The 19,155-nt window shown below is 51.9% G+C and carries 13 protein-coding genes; 6 read left to right on the plus strand and 7 right to left on the minus strand.

The window, feature by feature from the left end; all coding sequences use genetic code 11:
- The first annotated feature begins 203 nt into the window (after nt 1-203).
- Nucleotides 204-686, plus strand: a complete 483-nt coding sequence (locus tag TERTU_RS00405; RefSeq protein ID WP_015816937.1) for a YHS domain-containing (seleno)protein — start codon at nt 204-206, stop codon at nt 684-686.
- A 14-nt stretch (nt 687-700) separates the two neighbouring features.
- Here the strand turns inward: TERTU_RS00405 and TERTU_RS00410 are convergent, their stop codons facing one another.
- From TERTU_RS00410 to TERTU_RS00440, 7 genes are all read right to left on the minus strand, one after another.
- A complete protein-coding gene (locus TERTU_RS00410; RefSeq protein WP_015818438.1) occupies nt 701-1,564 on the minus strand; it encodes an alpha/beta hydrolase in 864 nt (287 codons plus the stop codon).
- Nucleotides 1,565-1,777: 213 nt separating this feature from the next.
- Nucleotides 1,778-2,248 carry a hypothetical protein gene (locus TERTU_RS00415; protein ID WP_015819936.1) on the minus strand — a complete coding sequence of 157 codons (471 nt, stop codon included), beginning with the start codon at nt 2,246-2,248 and terminating at the stop codon, nt 1,778-1,780.
- A 318-nt stretch (nt 2,249-2,566) separates the two neighbouring features.
- Nucleotides 2,567-4,768 carry a tetratricopeptide repeat protein gene (locus TERTU_RS00420; RefSeq protein ID WP_015817320.1) on the minus strand — a complete coding sequence of 734 codons (2,202 nt, stop codon included), beginning with the start codon at nt 4,766-4,768 and terminating at the stop codon, nt 2,567-2,569.
- A 529-nt stretch (nt 4,769-5,297) separates the two neighbouring features.
- Nucleotides 5,298-5,813 (minus strand): hypothetical protein, encoded by a 516-nt coding sequence (locus TERTU_RS00425; RefSeq protein ID WP_015820851.1) that lies wholly within the window; start codon nt 5,811-5,813, stop codon nt 5,298-5,300.
- Nucleotides 5,814-5,836: 23 nt separating this feature from the next.
- Nucleotides 5,837-8,038, minus strand: a complete 2,202-nt coding sequence (locus TERTU_RS00430) for a tetratricopeptide repeat protein (protein WP_015820409.1) — start codon at nt 8,036-8,038, stop codon at nt 5,837-5,839.
- A 478-nt stretch (nt 8,039-8,516) separates the two neighbouring features.
- Nucleotides 8,517-9,056: a GNAT family N-acetyltransferase gene (locus tag TERTU_RS00435; RefSeq protein WP_015819243.1), complete on the minus strand. Its 540-nt coding sequence runs from the start codon at nt 9,054-9,056 to the stop codon at nt 8,517-8,519.
- A 44-nt stretch (nt 9,057-9,100) separates the two neighbouring features.
- The gene (locus tag TERTU_RS00440; protein WP_228378225.1) at nt 9,101-12,586 is read right to left on the minus strand and encodes a PAS domain-containing hybrid sensor histidine kinase/response regulator; all 3,486 of its coding nucleotides are present in this window, start codon (nt 12,584-12,586) and stop codon (nt 9,101-9,103) included.
- Between the two features lie 440 nt (nt 12,587-13,026).
- Here TERTU_RS00440 and pepF point away from each other — a divergent pair, with 440 nt between their 5' ends.
- From pepF to TERTU_RS00465, 5 genes are all read left to right on the plus strand, one after another.
- The gene (gene pepF / locus TERTU_RS00445; protein ID WP_015817014.1) at nt 13,027-14,877 is read left to right on the plus strand and encodes an oligoendopeptidase F; all 1,851 of its coding nucleotides are present in this window, start codon (nt 13,027-13,029) and stop codon (nt 14,875-14,877) included.
- A 226-nt stretch (nt 14,878-15,103) separates the two neighbouring features.
- Nucleotides 15,104-16,312: a D-mannonate dehydratase ManD gene (manD, locus tag TERTU_RS00450; protein WP_015819544.1), complete on the plus strand. Its 1,209-nt coding sequence runs from the start codon at nt 15,104-15,106 to the stop codon at nt 16,310-16,312.
- A 200-nt stretch (nt 16,313-16,512) separates the two neighbouring features.
- Nucleotides 16,513-16,776, plus strand: coding sequence for a DUF4212 domain-containing protein (locus TERTU_RS00455; protein ID WP_015820001.1), 264 nt, complete (start codon nt 16,513-16,515; stop codon nt 16,774-16,776).
- 11 nt (nt 16,777-16,787) lie between these two features.
- Nucleotides 16,788-18,518 carry a sodium:solute symporter family protein gene (locus tag TERTU_RS00460; protein WP_015817574.1) on the plus strand — a complete coding sequence of 577 codons (1,731 nt, stop codon included), beginning with the start codon at nt 16,788-16,790 and terminating at the stop codon, nt 18,516-18,518.
- A gap of 110 nt (nt 18,519-18,628) precedes the next feature.
- The gene (locus TERTU_RS00465; RefSeq protein ID WP_041590380.1) at nt 18,629-19,138 is read left to right on the plus strand and encodes a hypothetical protein; all 510 of its coding nucleotides are present in this window, start codon (nt 18,629-18,631) and stop codon (nt 19,136-19,138) included.
- The last annotated feature ends 17 nt before the right edge of the window (nt 19,139-19,155 follow it).

Below are 19,155 nucleotides of genomic sequence, written 5' to 3' on the forward strand. Positions count from 1 at the left end.
ACAAATTATTAAAATAGTTATCACGATAACTTCATTTTTTCGTCACGAAATTGACGCGATTAGGCTTTTATTGATGGTTTTTACGTCAATTGGATGAGACAGGCTCCCGCGAAACTGAGCGCACGAAGTGGCCGGTATGACTGTTCCATTAACGAACCGGCAGCCACATGTCATACTCGGACTTTATACAGAGGACAAAGTCTATGTTGATCTCGTTGCTTCGCCGTATCTGGATATTGGTTTTTGTTGTTTCCGCTAACGCTTTTGCTGGCGACCCGCCGGTATATTCGCACCCGACCCTGGGCGCTATAAAAGGGGCCGATGTTGTCGCGTACTACGCTTTGGCGCCGGGTGATGATGCTGTTATAGGATCAGACGATTTTACCTATGTATGGAATGGCGCCACTTGGAAGTTTGCCAGCGCGGAAAATCGCGATAAATTTATCGCTAACCCCGAAAAATATGCCCCCCAGTACGGTGGTTACTGTGCGTTTGCGGTTGCGCATGGCTATACCACGTCGATCCGCCCAGACAGTTGGAAAATTGTGGATGACAAGCTGTACCTGAACTACAGTCGGATTTCGTATTTGCGTTGGAAGGTCGACATGGAGGAGAAAATTAAGGAAGCAGACGCGAATTGGCCCGCCGTTCTCGATGTGTGTGAAAAGCGGGGCAACTGCAAATAGGCCGCGGCTCGCAGCTACTCAGGGTCGCCGCTACCTAAATGAAATCGGATACTCTCGGCGATAACCGGTGCCCAATCTACCCAGCGATGTTCTCCGTTGAAAACCACTTGCGTAAAAGGCCGCTGGTTGGCGGAGAGGTGCGCCGCAAACGCGAGATTTGAATCAACAATGTCGGCGTCTTCATGTTTTCCCCAGGCGAGCATCAGCGGCTTGCTCGACAAAACCCGGTTCTCCGTCCAGGCCACATAGGGGTCGCCGTCGCGAGGTAATTTGCCGAGGTCACCCCAAATGCGATTAACCGGCAACATAAAGCGCATGATTGCCATCTTTAACGAACCATCGGTCGCTTGCTCGCGAGAGACTATCCGCCCGCTAATGGCGGCAATGCTGGCGAAGGTATTTGGGGCGTAGTAGCTAAATCGCATGGCGCCATGTGCCCCCATAGATACGCCCGAAACGAAGCAGTTCGCTGGGCATGGCAGGGTGTTGTATTGTGTCTGCACAACAGGCATTAAATCGTTTAGAACCCAATCACGGTAGTTCCGACTGCCATCGTGCCAGTTTTCCCAAAAGCCCCGGTCGCCCTGCGGGTTCAGCACAATTACCCGAGGCAGCTTTCCCGCTGCGATTTCGCCATCCAGGTACTGATCGACCCCATAGCGGAAAAAGGTCGTTTCATCGTCATTGGCGCCGTGCAACATCACCAGCAGCGGCAGTTGCTCGCGCGGGCTCCATCCAGGCGGTGTATAAACCGTGTAGCCCATGTCTCGGTCCATCGCCGGGCTGAACAGGGTTTTGTTGTGGCTGGTGTCATTGTTAAATGACGGTTGCGCGCACCCAAATAGTAGGCAGGTTAGAATTAATAGGAAAATTCTCACGGGACTGTTCTGCTCTTAACGTTGTTTTGGTTTGTACGTTAAAAGGGGGAATAGAGATCTATGGGAGAGCGATTGGTGAAAGTGGTGTCAATCAGGAGTTATTCCAATGTCGCTATGTCTATGCTCGACGCTGGATATAGTTAGAACGCCCGTGCCAGCTATGTTGTAGTTGGGCACGGGCAGTGGGGTACTTTTTGGCTATATCACCAAGAATTAAATGTCGGGGTCGTCAATATTCAATTTTGGATCGAGCACGATTCCATCAATGATCACATCGAAATATAACTCAACGCCCGTCGAGGTGCGGCGAGGCCGTTTGTCCGTGATGATCTTTCTTTCGCGGGCCTTATCCGATAGCTCCCTTCTGCATATATCGTAGTCCACATCTCGATCGAAACATTCCCTTCTTGCTCTGCGCGCGCCCGGATTTGTTTGAATCACGATTTTACCATCTTCACTGGAAAAATATTTCTTACCGCGTCGGCTAAGGTCGATAGGCGACCGTCCAATGAAGTGAATATCGAAGTCGATCGCACTCTCAAAAATCAATTCATCGCCTTCTTTAATTAGAACGATGTCATCTTTGACGCCTAAATAAGGCGAACCGTCATCTTCTTGTTTTATTGGTACCGTAATACGTTCAGGTCTGCGTGGCCTTTTTGGTGGGGTTGTGGGTGTGTCCATAATTACCGTCTCCATAGTGTGTGGATATGAAACAAAATCTTCATATGTAGTAACTGCTACTCAAAATTTTCAGCGAGTTTTTAGGATGAATATTTTCTGCTTGTACACAGAGAATAGTGTAGTCCGTAAAATATTTAGCTCCACTTCTTCTTGCTGATGTAATTGGAAACCTTGTTTCTTGAAACTCCAAAATGCGCTTCTTTATAGAAAACTCTGAAGAATCAGTTTAATAATCTGCTTCATTTAGGTCCGATTATGTTGGTGTCCGTTTCTGGGGGTAACACGCTTTTTGGGGTTCGCGATCTCAACTAATGTGCATCAGTATTTAGCAATCAACTGCTTATAGCCCTTCATTTTACGGATGGGTAAAAGATCCGGGTCGTGTGACAGCAGCGCCGGCGAATATCCAGTTTGTAGTAACGCTTCCAATGTCTCCGAAGAGGATTCCAATTGATTAGTCGCGATTTCGTAGCGCAACTTCAGGTATAGATAATCCCCGGTCCCAGACTCATATTCTGCAGCCATCGACAGGTACTTCTTCGCCGCTTCTATATCGGTTACGCCAAGATAACAGAGCGCTAGCGTGCGCATATTGTTGGCGTCGGTAGGGTCCAGCTTGTGCATTTGTTTTGCGAGGCGAATGGCTGTTGTGTAGTGCTCTTTAGCAAAGCGCTTCATTCTAGGCGTGTTACGCAGTGAGTCTGCGTAATTGAGGTGATTGACCGGGTCGGAGGGTGCCAAATCGACGGCGATTTTAAACTGTTTACTTGCTATTTCATATTCGCCAAGAAAGTAATTCAGAGTGCCGAGGTTGGTATATGCTTGGGCTGTTTTTACAAGCTCGGTGTGTTTTTGAAAATACTCCCGCGCTTTTTTTAGATTGCCAGTAAAATAATATGCAGTTCCAAGATTGGAGAGTACGCTCGAATTTTTTGGCGTAATCTCGAGTACTGCAAGATACGCCTCTATCGCGAGTTGCATTTCTCCAGTTGACAGGTACAGGCGGCCGAGGTGACTATAGTTTCGCCAATCTTTAGGTGCTGCTTCGATACTTGATTGCAGTAATTTTATGGCATCGTCTACTTGTTTATTTTTGGCTAGCGCTAAAGCAAGTGCTCTAGCCGCCCGGCCGTTTTCAGGTTCCCGTTCTGTGATGCCAGAAAGAAGAGCAATAGCTTGATCATGGTGCCCTGTTCTAGTGTAAATGGATGCCATTGCGGTAAGCGCGTTGTCATTCTCTGGTGCCAGTTGGAGGGCTGCGTTACAGTGCTGTTCAGCACTTTCAACCCAGTTGACATTACGGTTAGAAAGGTATTTTGTTGTATAAACGCGACAAAGAGCTACTTCGGCGTCTACATAGGCTGGGTCGTGGACCAGAGCGGTGGAAAAAAATTTAATTGCTTCATCACTATTGGACTCGGATTTCGGCCGATTATAAAACTCCATGCCACGCATGTAGTATTCATAGGCGAGGATATCGGACGTGGTATCCAACCGCGCGGGACGGAAGTTGGGGATATCGAACTCGTCGGCGAGATATTTAGCAATCTCGCCCACCAAACGATCCTGCAGAATAAAAATTTCGTTGTATTTGCCGTCTAACTTGCCGCCTGCTATCTGCACATCGCCATCCTTGCGTTTGATTTGATAAGCAATACGTAAATTGTCGCCGTTGCGCTGTACGCTGCCTTCCAGAAGTATAGGAGCTTCGACGCCTTCGCCGGTTTTGAGTACGTAGACATCTTTCATATCCGCCAACTGAGCGCGTACCGCGTCCGATATACCTGAACTCAGATATTCGTTGGTGCCTCCATCCGTGGAGAGCATTTTAAATTCAGCAATTTCTACGTAGTTGGCATCATACCCTGGTACTAGCCAGCGGGGAATAAAGTAAATGCCCAGTAAAATGAGACATATTACCGAAGCCGCAATTGCGTAGCGGTATGCGCCGAGTTTTTCGTTAAAGCGGCGATTTAGATAATGGGCGCGAATACTGAGCGTAATCCCCAGCGGGCGAATGAGATAGCCGCGTACTTTGCTTTGAATATTTTTGAGTGGCAGCACGCCGAGCGCCATGCAGGGCTCACGTAGCTCGCCTTTGATACTTTGATATACGCGGTCAGATACGCAAATGCCGTCGGCGATTGCAATAGGCTCCAGTCGTGCAGCGATATTCACATCGTCGCCAAAAAACGCATCATTTTTGGTGGCCACTTCACCGCAGTGTAAGCCGATGCGGGTGCGAAGCTGGGGCAGGCTCTTATCGCGGAAGTGGTTGAACGAAAACAGGGCCTTTTGAATTTCGATGGCGGCGGTCACACCGGCCTGAGGCGTGTCAAAGCGGGCGAATACCGCATCCCCGATAAACTCAATGACGGAGCCTTGTTGTTTACCGATCTGCTCGATCAGGATGCGCCTATAGTCTTCCAGCATCGCAATCGTCTGCACCTGATCGCGGCCCATCAGGCTGGAATAACCGACGATGTCGGTAAACATTAATGTCAGGTGGCGATGTTCCATACCCTGCCTACCGTTCGCATAAAAAGTCCAATCGTCGCGTGCCCGCACAACGGGTCTCCGCGAAGCAGTTTGTGTGGCGTCTTGCCAGAAGGAATCCTGAAATAAGGTGAGAAATAGCGCTGAAGCCGCAAAACTATAACAGATTCACAGAGCCGCGACACGCGGCTGACAGGTAAGTGTTTGATTACCCCGGGGAGACTGAAACAGTGTTGTTTATTGTTTTTCGGCGCTGTCTTTACGGCGCAATTGTAAACAGTTTTGGCGTCTAAGTCTCTAGAGGTGAGGGCTCTTAGTTGTCATAGGTTCTACCCGCAAGCTGAAGGGCCGGTGGAGATCTATGGCTGATGTGGAAGGGGTATGCGGCTTCAACAGGATAAACCGGCTCCATAATTGTCTGGTCAGCTGAAGCTGCGACAAGCGCCCACAGCCAAACTGGATGGCAATAGATAGCTGGGGCGACTTGAGGAAAGTTAGAGTAGCCCCGCTAAAAAAGCGGGGTAGTAAAATGAGCACTCAAGGTGTTTAGGTGCTAATCATCGACGCGCTTAAATCGTGGGTCGAGAATTTTGCCGTTGATCTCTACGGTGTAGTTGATGGTAACCGAATTCTGCTGGCGCACGGGTAACTTGGCTTGAACGGTGTCTTCGGTAATTCCGTAAAGGTCTTTGTTGGCCAATATTTCTTTAATGGATTCATCCGAGCGGGCGTCGGCAATTTCGTCATCGCTGATTTCAGGGTCGGCGGCTGGGATAATCACTTCGCCGTTGCTGCTTTCGAAATCCTTAACCCCACGTCGCGTCAACGTTACAGGTGACAGGCCGATAAAGTGGAGGGAAAACTCTTCTGTGCTCATAAAGATAACTTCCTGGTTGGGGTACACCACCACCTCTCTAGGGGTGGCGCGAGGCATGCCAGTATCATCTGTGGTAATGCGCACCAGTGCCGGTTCGTCCGTGTTGGGGGGTACCATGCAGACTCGAGGGCAGGTACAACCGGTTAGCAAAACTAAAATAGCAGCAAAGCCGAGGGCAAATTTAATTTTCATCTGGGGTCCTTGTTGTGGGGGTTTTAATAGTGCGCTAACAGCGTTTTAAAATCCGGTTGATTGTGCAGCGCGGCTAGATCCGGGTCGCGCTCCAATATGGCTTTTGAGTACCCAGCGTCCAATAATTCACTGAGGGTGGCGAAGGCCTCGCTGAAATTGCCAGTGGCAATATCGTAGCGCAGGCGCACATAAATCACTTCCGGGTAATCCGGAGCATTTAGCTCTGCTTTGCGTAAATAGGGTTCTGCTTGTTCCGGATTGTGCAAGGCGAGGTAACTTAGCGCGAGGGTAATATTCGCATCATTGTCTTCCGGGTTAACAAAGTGTATTTCCTCGGCTAGAGCGATGGCTTTATTGTAGCTTTCCTCCGCCAAACCGGACTTGCCGTTGGTGTTGCGCAGCGAGTCGGCGTAATTGAGCTGGAGCAGGGCGTTGGTAGGTGACATGGCCAGTGCGATTTTAAATTGCTCTGCGGCTTTGTCGTAGTCGCCAAGAAAATAATTCAGGCTACCGAGATTGCTGTAGGCGTCGAGCCCCTGGATAAGCCGAGTGGCAAGTTCAAAGTATTTTCGCGCTTGTTTTAATTCTCCAAGAAAGTAGTAGGAAATACCGAGGTTGTTCAATGCCGCATTATTTTGCGGTGTAATTTCTAAGACTTTCTTGTAATTCGTTATTGCCTTTTCCAGGTTACCGTTATCTAAATAAATACGCGCCAAATCTTTGTAGTTTACAAAGTCTTTTGGGTGCCGCTGAATACAATCTTCGAGTATGCGTACGCCTTTAGCGGATTCATTTTTGTCGTGATAGGTTAACGCAAGCAGGCGGGCGGCGGGCGTATTGTCGGGTTCGCGTGCCAACACCTGGTCGATCAACTGGATTGCTTGGTCATACTCGCCAGATTGCCGATGGATCTCGGCCATGGTACGAATTGCCCCAGTGTGAGTCGGGTCGAGCTTTAACGCCAATTCGCAATGCTGCTTGGCGCTGTTAAACCAGGAAACATCGCCCAGGTTGCCGTATTTGGTTTTATAAGCTTCACACAGAGCTGCTTCTGCGTCCACATACTGGTTGTCGTGGACCAGCGCAGTGGTAAAGTATTTAATGGCTTCGTCGTTGTTGCTTTGAGTGTACGGTCTGCTTAGGTAATCCATGCCCCGCATATAGTATTCGTACGCGAGAATATCTGATGTGGTATCCAGCCGCGCCGGGCGGAAATTGGGTATAGCAAATTCGTCGGCCAGGTATTTTGCGATTTCGCCGACCAGCCGGTCTTGCAGAATAAAAATTTCGTTGTATTTGCCGTCCAGTTTACCGCCGGTGATTTGCACATCGCCATCACGGCGTTTTATCTGATAAGACACGCGTAAATTGTCGCCGAAGCGCTGCACACTGCCGGTGAGCACTATTGGAGCCTGAACACCTTCACCGGCTTTTAACACGTAAAGGTCTTTCATGTCGGCCAACTGCGCCCGCACCGCGTCGGATATACCTGAACTCAAGTAGCTGTTGTTATTTTGATCATTAGACAGCATTTGGAAATCGGCAATTTCTACATAATTCGCATCGTAACCGGGTACCAGCCAGCGGGGCACGAAGTAGATCCCTGCAGCGATTAACATGAAAATTGAGGCGGCTATGGGGTAGCGATAGGCGCCCAGTTTTTCTTTAACCCGGCGATTGATGTAGTGTCCGCGAATACGCAGGGTAATACCCAGTGGGCGGATTAAATAACCCCGAACCTTGCGCTGAATATTTTTTAACGGCAACACGCCCAGCGCTAGCACGGGCTCGTGAAGCTCGCTCTTCACTGCCTGGTATACCCGGTCGGAAATACAGATACCGTCGGCGATGGCGATGGGTTCGAGGCGGGCGGCAATATTCACATCGTCGCCGAAAAATGCTTCGTTTTTTGTCGCAACTTCGCCGCAATGGAGCCCGATGCGCGTTTGCAATTGCGGCAGGTTTTTATCGCGAAAGTGATTAAACGAGAAAAGGGCTTTTTGAATTTCTATGGCGGCAGTAACGCCTGCGATGGGGGTGTCGAAGCGCGCGAAGACCGCATCGCCAATAAATTCCACCACCGTGCCCTGCTGCTTGTCGATCTGCTCGATAAGGATTCTGCGGTAGTCTTCCAGCATCGCAATGGTTTGCACCTGATCGCGCCCCATCAACCGGGAATAACCGACGATATCGGTAAACATCAATGTCAGGTGGCGATGTTCCATACCCTGCCTGCCGTTAGCATAAAAAGTCCACTCTTTACGCGCAGGGGATCAATTTATCCGCGCGTGTAAGAACATTATTGGTGGCGCCCTGCCAAAAGGAGTCCTGGGAATTAGTGCCGAATTTTTTTACTGATCGGTAAACTATAACAGATTCACTTAAGTGCGACACGCGTCGAAAAGGTAAGTACTTCTTTACCGGGTATGTGTTRATTTTTATGACGTCACTTGCGTGAATGGCTGCGGTATGCGCAGGATTGTACCTATTTTTGGCGCACTAGTCTCCCTGCGTTAAGCGCGGCCAAGAGAATTTTTCTGCGGCCCAAGACAAGCGCTCGCAATATTTTTGGGATTTGCGAAAAAGATAGGTGGAATCGGCTGGTAAAACCACCTGTCCGCGGCATTATCGGCGTGCTGTATATACCAAATGGGGGATAAAACGCTGAATGTTGTTTGCTGGACTGTGTTTACGGGACTCTTTTTACTGGAATCTGCTTGTAGGACTTTGGTGGTGGGTCAGTGCGGTTAACACATGATTTTCCCAGCGGCCGTTAATTTCCAGATAATTTTGCGCGACGCCTTCAATCTTAAATCCCAGTCGCTTTAACAGGCGTGCAGACCGATTATTGTGCGGCATGTAATTCGCCATGATGCGATGCAGCTTCAATGGGCCAAAAGCGTGAGCGATGGCGTGTTGACACAAGGCGCGCATTAGCCCTTTGCCCTCGTAGGCTGCATCTATGTCGTAACCCATGTAGCAGGCCTGAAATGGGCCGTGAACGATTTGTGACAGTGTGCAGGATGCAACAAGTTGAGTTTGATCGTCAGTTAGCAGTAAAAATCGGATTGAGGAGCCCGACTGTGCCGCCTCCACCAAGCGCGTAACGCCGCTTGCACATTGGGCGGCATCTTTATAACTGACAGCCAGCTGCGGGACCCAGGGTTTGAGGTGGTGCCAATTGCGGACAAAAAAATCGTGTACAAGTGGCGCGTCGGTTACTGCCAGAGGGCGAATAATCATGGGTATTTTTGAACCATAAACCTTGGGTTGATTGAAAAGGGCGCTTAACGATGGCCGCCACTATAGCGTTCCATTAGTGCGCGCAGTTTGCTGGGTTTAATGGGTTTGCGCAAAAAATCGAAATTATTGTGGGCGAGAGCCGCTGCCAGATTGTCGTCCGGCGCTGCGGACACAATACACACCGGCAAGCTGCCCCACACTTCGCGCAGATGTTCAGCGAGTTCAATGCCGTTCATTTGCGCATCGAGCTGGTAATCCAGTAACAATGCATCCGGCTGCTCGGTGCTTGCCCGCGCCAGTGCTCGCGCGCTGGCTACGGTGGCGGCACTGGTAATCCGGCAACCCCAGTTTTGCATCAGTGTTTTGAGTGCGTGGATATTGTTCTCGTCGTCGTCCACGTAAAACACGTGGAGATCCTCGAGCCCCGAATTAATTTCCACCGGTGCGGTTTTAAGGTTTTGCGGGCTTCTTGGGTCGCGCAACGGTACCCAAACCGAAAAGCCGCTACCGCGGTGCACTTGCGATTTTAGTGCCAGGCGGTGATGCAGTAGTTGCGAGAACCGCAGGGCGATGCCCAGGCCCAGGCCTGCACCTTCTACCTCGGTGTGGATGCGATAAAAGTCGTCGAAGATGCGCTGTTGATGCGCCTCGGAAATCCCCGGCCCGGTATCGCATACACGTATTTCAATTTGCTCGCCACGCCGCTTACAGGCGAGCAAAATCCGCCCCTGCTCGGTGTATTTCACGGCATTGGCGACAAAGTTTTGCAGAATACGACGCAGGAATTTGGGGTCGGATTCCGTCCACAGGCGAGTGGGCAGCCAGCGCAATTCCACCTCGGCGCGGGTTTGGACGCGGAACTCGTTGGCCAGTGGCTCGAGGATTTCGTTGAGTGCGAAGCTGCGTATTTGCGGTTTTAATGCGCCGGTATCGAGACGCGAAATCTCCAGCAGATTGGAAATGATGGATTCCGCCGAGCCGATGGCATTGTGCAGGTGGCGCAGGTTGTCTTTGAGTTCGCTGTCGATGGCCGGGCGCTCCAGTAGCGCACTGGCGTAGAGGTTGGCCGCATTCAGGGGCTGCAGAATATCGTGGCTGGCGCTGGCGAGAAACTGGGTTTTGTTGGCATTGGCCGATTCCGCGAGCGATTTCGCATCCAATAGCTCCTGTTCGGTTTCCTCCCGTTTGCGAATTTCCTCTCGCAGCGAGCGGTTGATATTTTCGATTTCCTGGGTGCGTTCATGCACCCGTTGCTCCAGGTTGAGATTGGCTTTTTCCAGCTCGTTCTGGGCTTCGATAAATTCCGTAATATCGTCGTAGGTAGTGACATAGCCCCCCGCGGGCAGTGGGCGACCTTTAATTTCTATCACGCCTTGGTGATGGTTGCGCACCACCCGGTACGCCTTGCCTGCGAGCAGGTGATCGAGGCGGGTCTTCACATGTTGTTCCACGGAGCCCGCGCCAAGCATGCCGCGCTCGGCGTTAAATCGCACCAGCTCGGCGACGTTCTTACCCACTCGCAGCATTCCCTCGGGGTAGTTAAACATCTGTTCGTAGCGCCGGTTCCAGGCCACCATTTTTAAATCCGCGTTCACGACACTGATGGCGGAGGAGATGCTCTCGAACGAGGCGAATAACATGTCCTGATTAAACTGCAGTGTGCGGGTGGTCTCCTCAAAAATATTCACCACATCCGCCACGCCCAGGCTTTCGCCGCTGCTCAGATTGACCAGCATGGCGCGGGTCGACGCAACACCAATGATACCGGCAAGTGCTTGTTCAGCTTCTTTCAGCAGGCTCGCGCTGGCGAGCACGCCGTCGTGTGCCTGGTCGTTGTCGAGCAGGCGCTGGGTCGCGGTTTTACCGAGAAACTGGCTCAACAGGCTGGCCAGATCGGTGCGATTGATACGCAACCCCTGTACAGATGAATCCTGGCGGGTACGCTCGCGATTTACGAACGCGATGGCCTGAATATGGTCCGGCAGGCGGGTGATGTCCAGGCGCGATACCCACACCAGGGCTACCGCATTGGCCAACAGGCTCAACACTGCGCCGCGGGTGTAGTCGTCGCTGAAGTCCATGCCGAACAATGCTGTTGGTCGCAGCCAACTCCAACCAAACAGCCCCTGTTCCAGCACGGCGGGGTTGAGCCAACCCGCGTGAGCGAGGAGCGGTACCATCAGCGTAATAAACCAGACCGTGGTGCCTGCGGCGAGGCCAGCGAATACGCCGACCGCATTTGCGCGTTGCCAGTAAAGCCCAAATAGAATGGCCGGGGCCAGTTGTACCACCAGGGTAAATGCGATAAGGCCAATTTCGGTGAGAGCGGCATTCTCGGCAAGGGCGTGATGGTAAAGCCAGGCGAGGGCGATAATGGCAATCACTGTCGAGCGCCGGGTCAGTTTCAGCGAGCGGGTGTAGTCCGGCACGTTGACGCGGTGTTTACGCGCGCGAATCAGTAAGGGCAGTATTACGTCGTTACTCAGCATTTGGCTGAGGGTGAGGCTGGCGACAATAATCATTGCCGTCGCGGCGGAAAACCCGCCAATAAACGCCAGTACGCCGAGGGCTTTGTTACCGGCAAACAGGGGCAATGCCAGCACATAGTGATCGCTGTCGTAACTGGTACCGGCGAGCAGTGTATTGCCAACCCAGGCAATCACAAAAATACTGAGCGCCGTCAGCGACATATAGAGGGTGAAGCCTTTGCGTGCGAACTTAAGATGGTTTTCGCTCAGGCATTCCACAAACGTTACCTGGAACATGCGCGGTAAACAAAATACAGAGCAAGCGGCGACCAGGGTTAACACCCAAAAAGACGGTTTTAGCGGGGTCTCGCTGAATACTTCATTGGCCATTGTGGCTGCTTCTGCGGCTGCTTCTGTCGCGGGGGCCTGGGTGAACAGCAGCGCGAACACTGCCAGTGCCACTAGCGCAATGAGCTTAACCAGTGATTCGAATGCAATAGCCGCCATGATTCCGGAATGATAACTGGCAACGTCCAGGCGGTTGGCGCCGAACAGTAAGGCAAACACGATCATACTGATAGCGGCTATGAGAGTGAGGTCGTGGCCGGAGAAGCTCTGCCCGCTCATGGTAACCGCCATTGCATCTGATACGGCCTTCAATTGCAGGGCAATATACGGAATCGTGACGAAAAGAATAATAACAGTAACCACCACCGCTACCGCCTGGCGTTTGCCATAGCGCGATGCAATGAAGTCGGCAATAGAGTGCAGGTTTTCCTGTTGGCAGATGCGCGCGATACGCTGCACTATCGGAAACCCTACTGTGAACAGCAATACCGGGCCGAGCAAGATGGGCAGGTAATCCCAGCCGTGGGTGGCGGCGGTGCCAACCAACCCGTAGAACGTCCAACTGGTGCAGTAAACCCCGAGCGCAAGTGTGTACACCAGCGGATGGCGGGCTCTGCTATCGATATTGTAGCGGCGGCGATCGGCAATCCGCGCGATCCAAAACAGCATCGCCAGATAGGCGATAAGCGTCACGATTAATAGTACGGGACTCAAAACCAGCCTCTTTTTATTAGTGTGGTGGTGTAGTGGTGCTTGCTGCAGCAGTTCCCGCTGCAGTGGCTTGTCGACTGAAGCTTTGGCTGGGAGTCTAGCAGGGTGAGTGCCGTCTATACACGCTTGCGAAATTTGGCGCAGGCGTCCTTGGTGCACTGATCAGCTCGACGCCCCTCACATGTGCGCCTATTGGGCACCACTAGGCAATTTTGCCATCGCTACAAAAACTGCTACTGTTCGCCGGGTATGCCGCGCCAGGCTGGTCAGATAACAAGCCATGTGAGCGATATAACCTGTATAAATGTATATAGGACGAGTGCCCTGGTTTTTACCCTTGGTCGGGCAAACTGTATTGCGGTCGATTAACGGCTGCTCCGTTAGCAGCAGGGAATAAAGATTGCTAACGGAACCACCTTTTATGCTATCGGGAGAATAATATTGTGCTGAAAAAGCTGTCCTGTTTTCTTTTTTCTGTGAGTGTCGGGTTTGCTGTGCAAACCTATGCCGACGACGCCACAACCTGGGATTTATCTGAGATATACGCCACCAAAGCTGACTGGGCGCAAGCCCGTGACAGTATGAAAGACGATTTGGCGCAAATCGAAAAAGTGAAAGGTACCCTAGGCAAAAGCCCCAAACACCTGCAAAAAGGGCTGGATACGATTTCCGACGCTTACCGCAAAATGCAACGTGTCTACAGTTATTCGAGCATGCTGTCCGATGAAGACCTGCGTAATACCGAGCATCTGGAGATGGATCAGCTCAGTACCATCAGTTTTGGTGAACTCGGCAAAGCGCTCTCCTGGTTTGAACCGGAAGTGTTGGCGATTGGCTCTAAAAAAATTGAAAAATTTATTGGTAAAAACCCAGAGTTGGAAAAATACCGCCACACACTTGACGAAATCCTGCTGGCGGAACCCCACACTCTGGATGCCGAAGGCGAAAAGCTGCTAGCCCAGTTCGCGGCGACACTGTCCGCGCCACAAACCACCTATGGTGTATTGGCGAACTCCGATATCCCCTGGCCTGAAATCGCCATGGCCGATGGTAAAAAATACCGTATCGACAGCCAGGGCTATACCCGTTGGCGCTCATCGCAGGATCGCGCGTTACGCAAAAAAGTATTCGATGCCTACTGGGGGCGTTGGGAGGAATATCGCGCATCTGTGGGCTCAGTGCTCTATGCGCATATTCAAAACCAGGTTGCCATGGCCCGCGCACGCAATTACAACAGCGTGCTTGAAAAAGAGCTTAGTCAGGACAATTTGCCAGAAGCGGTGTATCGCACCTTGGTCGAAGAAGTGAACGCGTCTTTACCGACCCTGCATCGCTACTTCAAATTGCGCAAGCAGATTATGGGCGTCGATCAATTACGCTACTACGATATGTACCCGTCGTTGGTGAAGCTCGATAAAAAGTTCGATTACGAAACCTCCAAGCAAATTACCCTGGATGCGATGAGTGTGCTCGGCGATGATTGGGTCAGCCGTCAGCGCGATGGGATGAATAAGCGCTGGGCGCATGTTTACCCGCAGAAGGGCAAGCGTAGTGGCGCCTACATGAACAGTGGCGCCTACGATGTGCACCCGTTTTTGCTCCTGAACCACAACGACGATTACAACGGTTTGTCTACTCTGGCTCACGAATGGGGTCATGCTATGCATACGCTCTATTCCGCGGAGAGCCAGCCGTTCCCGACCTACAATTACGCGACTTTTATCGCCGAGATTCCCTCCACATCGCTCGAATTGATTCTGCAGGATTACATGGTGTCGCACGCGAAGTCGAACCAGGAGAAAATTTTCTATCTGGGTGAAGGGCTGGAGAATCTGCGCACCACCTTCTTCCGACAGGCAATGTTTGCCGAGTTCGAACTGGAGTTATACGAGCGCGTCGAGAAAGGCGAAGCCCTCACCGGCGAGAAGATGTCGCAAATCTATGGTGAGTTGCTCAAGCGTTACCACGGCGATGCAGAGGGTGTGGTTAAGATTGACGATCTTTACACCAATGAATGGATGTTTATCCCGCACTTTTACAACAACATGTATGTATTCCAGTACGCCACATCGATCACTGCTGGCACGGCGCTCTACGATAGTATCGTTAAGGATGGGCAGGCTGGGGTCGATAACTACATCAACCTGCTGCGCGCGGGCAGCTCGGATTACCCCTACAACCTGTTAACTAAAGCTGGCGTTGATCTAGCTACGCCCGCGCCTTATCGCGCCCTAATCAAAAAAATGAACGCGATAATGGATGAAATGGAAGCCCTGCTCGCAGAGGCGTCATAACCTACCGCTGGCGCGTGGTTCCCTGCTGCTTTTTAACGTTTCGAACGTGTAACAATTGCAGGTAACTGGGGCGCGCCCCTGCTATGCTTCGCCACAGGCGCCGTTTGTCGGCGCTCTTTGGTACCCCCAGTTGATTTAAACCGACCAGAGTGACTACGTCCCACGCTCAGTATCTTGTATACTAGTGCGGTTTTGTATTTAGTCGATGTTCGCACGGAGTAGATTTTTGAAAATCACAGAAGCCAAAGTCATTGTTTGCAGCCCGGGGCGCAATTTCGTCACCCTGAAAATCACCACGGATGAAGGCGTCTACGGTGTTGGCGACGCGACCCTGAACGGCCGCGAAAAGGCGGTAGTCTCCTACCTTGAGGATTACCTGTGTCCCTCGCTGATCGGCAGAGACCCTCAACAGATCGAAGATATCTGGCACTTTTTCTATCGCGGCGCATACTGGCGGCGCGGCCCTGTGGGTATGTCGGCGATTGCTGCGATCGACACCGCGCTTTGGGACATCAAAGCCAAAGTTGCCAATATGCCCTTGTACCAACTGCTGGGCGGTCGCAGTCGTGATCGCATCATGGTGTACACCCACGCAAACGGTAACGACATCGAGTCTACTCTGGAGCAGGTCGCCAAGTACGTGGAGAAAGGCTATAAAGCGGTGCGAGTGCAGTGCGGTATTCCCGGCATTGCCAGTACCTATGGTGTGCCTAAAGGCGGCAAGGCTTACGAACCGGCGGACGCGGATCTGCCGTCTGAGTCGGTCTGGTCGACAGAAAAATACCTGAATCATATCCCCAAACTGTTTGCTGCAGTGCGCGAGCAGTTTGGTGACGACCTGCATTTACTTCACGACGTACACCACCGGCTTACGCCGATTGAAGCGGCGCGTCTGGGTAAAGAGTCGGAGCCTTTCCACCTGTTCTGGCTGGAAGATTGTGTGCCAGCGGAAAATCAGGAGGGTTGGAAACTGGTGCGCCAGCACACCACCACGCCACTGGCTGTGGGCGAAGTATTCAACTCCATTCACGATTGTCGTGAGCTGATTCAAAGTCAGTCTATCGATTATATTCGCTCAACCGTAGTGCATGCCGGCGGTATTACCCACCTGCGCCGTATTGCCGATCTGGCTGCGCTGTACCACGTGAAAACCGGCTTCCACGGCGCCACCGATCTTTCACCGATATGTATGGGCGCGGCCTTACATTTCGATTACTGGGTGCCGAATTTCGGGATTCAGGAGCACATGCCTCACACGGAGCAAATGCTCGAAGTCTTCCCGCATCACTTCGAATTTAGCGACGGTTTCTTTACCCCAGGTGAAGCGCCAGGACACGGCGTGGATATCGATGAAAAACTCGCCGATAAATACCCGTACAAGCGCGCGTGTTTGCCTGTAAACCGTTTGGAAGACGGCACGCTCTGGCACTGGTAAGCGTCAACGCTGCCAATTTAGCGAGTGGTTGGGTTACTAAACCGCCCACTCGCTGTTACCTCCGCACCCATTTCCACCGCTTAGACTAAAGTCCTAAATCCCGCCGAAAAATCTCCTGCTACCCTGTGCGAGCATGATCTATCTTGTGTGAGAGACGCGCGCGTTTTCACACAAATTCCTCAGTGAGCAGGAGACTAATAATGACTGACAATAATTCAGATATGCGGCGTGCCTACTGGCAAGCTAACGTCAAGCTAATGCTTGTGTTGCTTGTTATCTGGTTCGTTATTTCTTACGTATGCGGCATTTTGCTTGTGGATGCGTTAAACAGCATTCGCATTGGTGGCTACAAACTGGGTTTCTGGTTTGCACAGCAGGGTTCCATGTACGGTTTCGTGGCAATCATCTTTTTCTATTCCCATCGAATGGCGGCGCTAGACCGTAAATTCGGTGTAAACGACTAACGGGGGGCGTTATGGATCTACAAACCTTAACCTACATTGTTGTAGGGATCACCTTTGCGCTCTACATTGGGATCGCCTTCTGGGCTCGTGCGGGCTCAACCAGCGAATTCTATGTGGCCGGCGGGGGTATTCACCCGGTAGCTAACGGCATGGCGACCGCGGCAGACTGGATGTCCGCAGCGTCGTTTATTTCCATGGCGGGGTTAATCGCGTTCTTTGGTTACGGCGGTTCTGTATTTTTAATGGGTTGGACCGGCGGCTATGTACTGCTCGCCATGCTGCTGGCACCCTACCTGCGCAAATACGGCAAATTTACCGTACCGGAATTTATTGGCGACCGTTACTACTCGCGCGCTGCCCGCATTGTGGCCGTAATTTGTTTGATCGTTGCGTCGGTGACTTACGTTATCGGCCAAATGAAAGGCATCGGTGTGGCGTTTTCGCGATTCCTGCAGGTAGGCTATGAAACAGGTCTGCTGGTGGGCATGGGCATTGTGTTCGTGTACGCGGTGATGGGCGGCATGAAAGGTATCACCTACACCCAGATCGCTCAGTACTGTGTACTTATTCTGGCTTATACCATTCCTGCCATTTTCATCTCCATCCACCTGACCGGTAACCCCATACCGCAGTTGGGGCTTGGCAGCACCCTGTCCGGCACGGATACCTTCCTGCTCGACCGGTTGGATCAAGTGGTGACCGAGCTCGGGTTCGCGGAATATACGACGTCGAAACGACTAAGTACGCTGAATACCTTTGTGTACACCTTGTCCTTAATGATTGGTACCGCTGGTCTGCCACACGTGATCATCCGTTTCTTTACGGTGACCAAAGTGAGTGACGCGCGTAAATCTGCAGGCTGGGCGCTGGTGTTCATCACAATTCTCTACACCACCGCACCGGCCGTTGCCGCGATGGCGCGTTTGAATCTGCACCAGACCATTGAACCTGCACCCGGTGAGTACCTGTCTTACGAGGCGCGCCCGCAGTGGTTTAAAAATTGGGAAGTCACAGGCTTGCTGCAGTTTGAAGACAAAAACGGCGATGGCAAAATCCTTTACACCGCCAACGCTGAAACCAACGAAATGGTAAAAGTAGACCGCGACATCATGGTGCTGGCCAACCCGGAAATCGCCCGCTTACCCAACTGGGTTATTGCTCTGGTAGCGGCCGGTGGACTGGCGGCAGCACTGTCTACAGCGGCTGGTTTACTGTTGGCAATCTCGTCGGCAATTTCACACGATCTGTTAAAAGGCGTGTTCATGCCGGATATCGATGAGAAGCAGGAGCTGATGGCCAGTCGGGTCGCGATGGCCGGTGCGATCGCGTTAGCGGGTTATCTTGGCTTTAATCCGCCAGATTTCGCGGCGGGCACCGTAGCGCTGGCCTTTGGTTTGGCGGCGTCGTCGATCTTCCCGGTTTTGATGATGGGGATCTTCACCAAATCAATTAACAAAGAAGGCGCTATTAGCGGCATGGTCGCCGGTATCACGGTAACGCTGCTCTACGTGTTCCAGCACACCGGTATTATGTTTGTTGCCAGCACCAGCTACCTGGGCGATATGTCACCCAACTGGTTCTTCGGTATCGAACCCAACGCCTTTGGCGCGGTGGGCGCGCTGGTGAACTTCGTGGTTGCATTCGCTGTATCTAAAGTGACAGCGCCACCGCCTGACCACATTCAGCATATGGTGGAAGACATCCGTATTCCTGCGGGAGCCGGAGACGCTACCGGTCATTAATTGAGATTGCACTCGCTCGTAAAAAAGCACAGGTGGCACGCGCTGCCCGTGCTTTTTTTTTGCAACCGCTCTCAGGTTACAATGCCAAAAAATTCAATGATAAAACTGCTATGGCTAACCCGTTAAAAAATAAACACCTAATCACCGCCATGTTGGTAGCACCGGTACTGGCGTTAATCGCCTACTTTGCCACGGACCACCTGGTGGCGGAGCGGCCCCATCTAGCCAAGGCTGGCGATGTGTATCCGCTCGCCGCAGGCTCGAACTGCCGCTACCAGAGCGGTAGCTGCACCTTGAAAAATGCCGATGTTAAGTTACAGCTCAATGCACAGCGCTTGAGCAGTGAAAAAGTCTCACTTACGCTCGCCACTGACTTGCCACTGCAAACCGCGCTGGTTGCGGTCGATCTGAAAGGCAGTGGCGATACCGCACCCGTCGCGATGACACACACCGGCGAACTCTGGGAGGTGGCAGTCGACGTGCCGCAACCAGAATCGAGTCGCCTGCGTTTTGTGGCAGTTATCGACAATGTTAACTATTTTGTTGAAACCGAGGCGGTTTTTGTCGACTACGAAACCAGCTTTAGCCGAGAGAACTTTACGCACAATAACGACAATTAGCTGTTGTCGTACGCGGG

This window comes from Teredinibacter turnerae T7901 (assembly GCF_000023025.1).
GTDB lineage: Bacteria > Pseudomonadota > Gammaproteobacteria > Pseudomonadales > Cellvibrionaceae > Teredinibacter > Teredinibacter turnerae_B.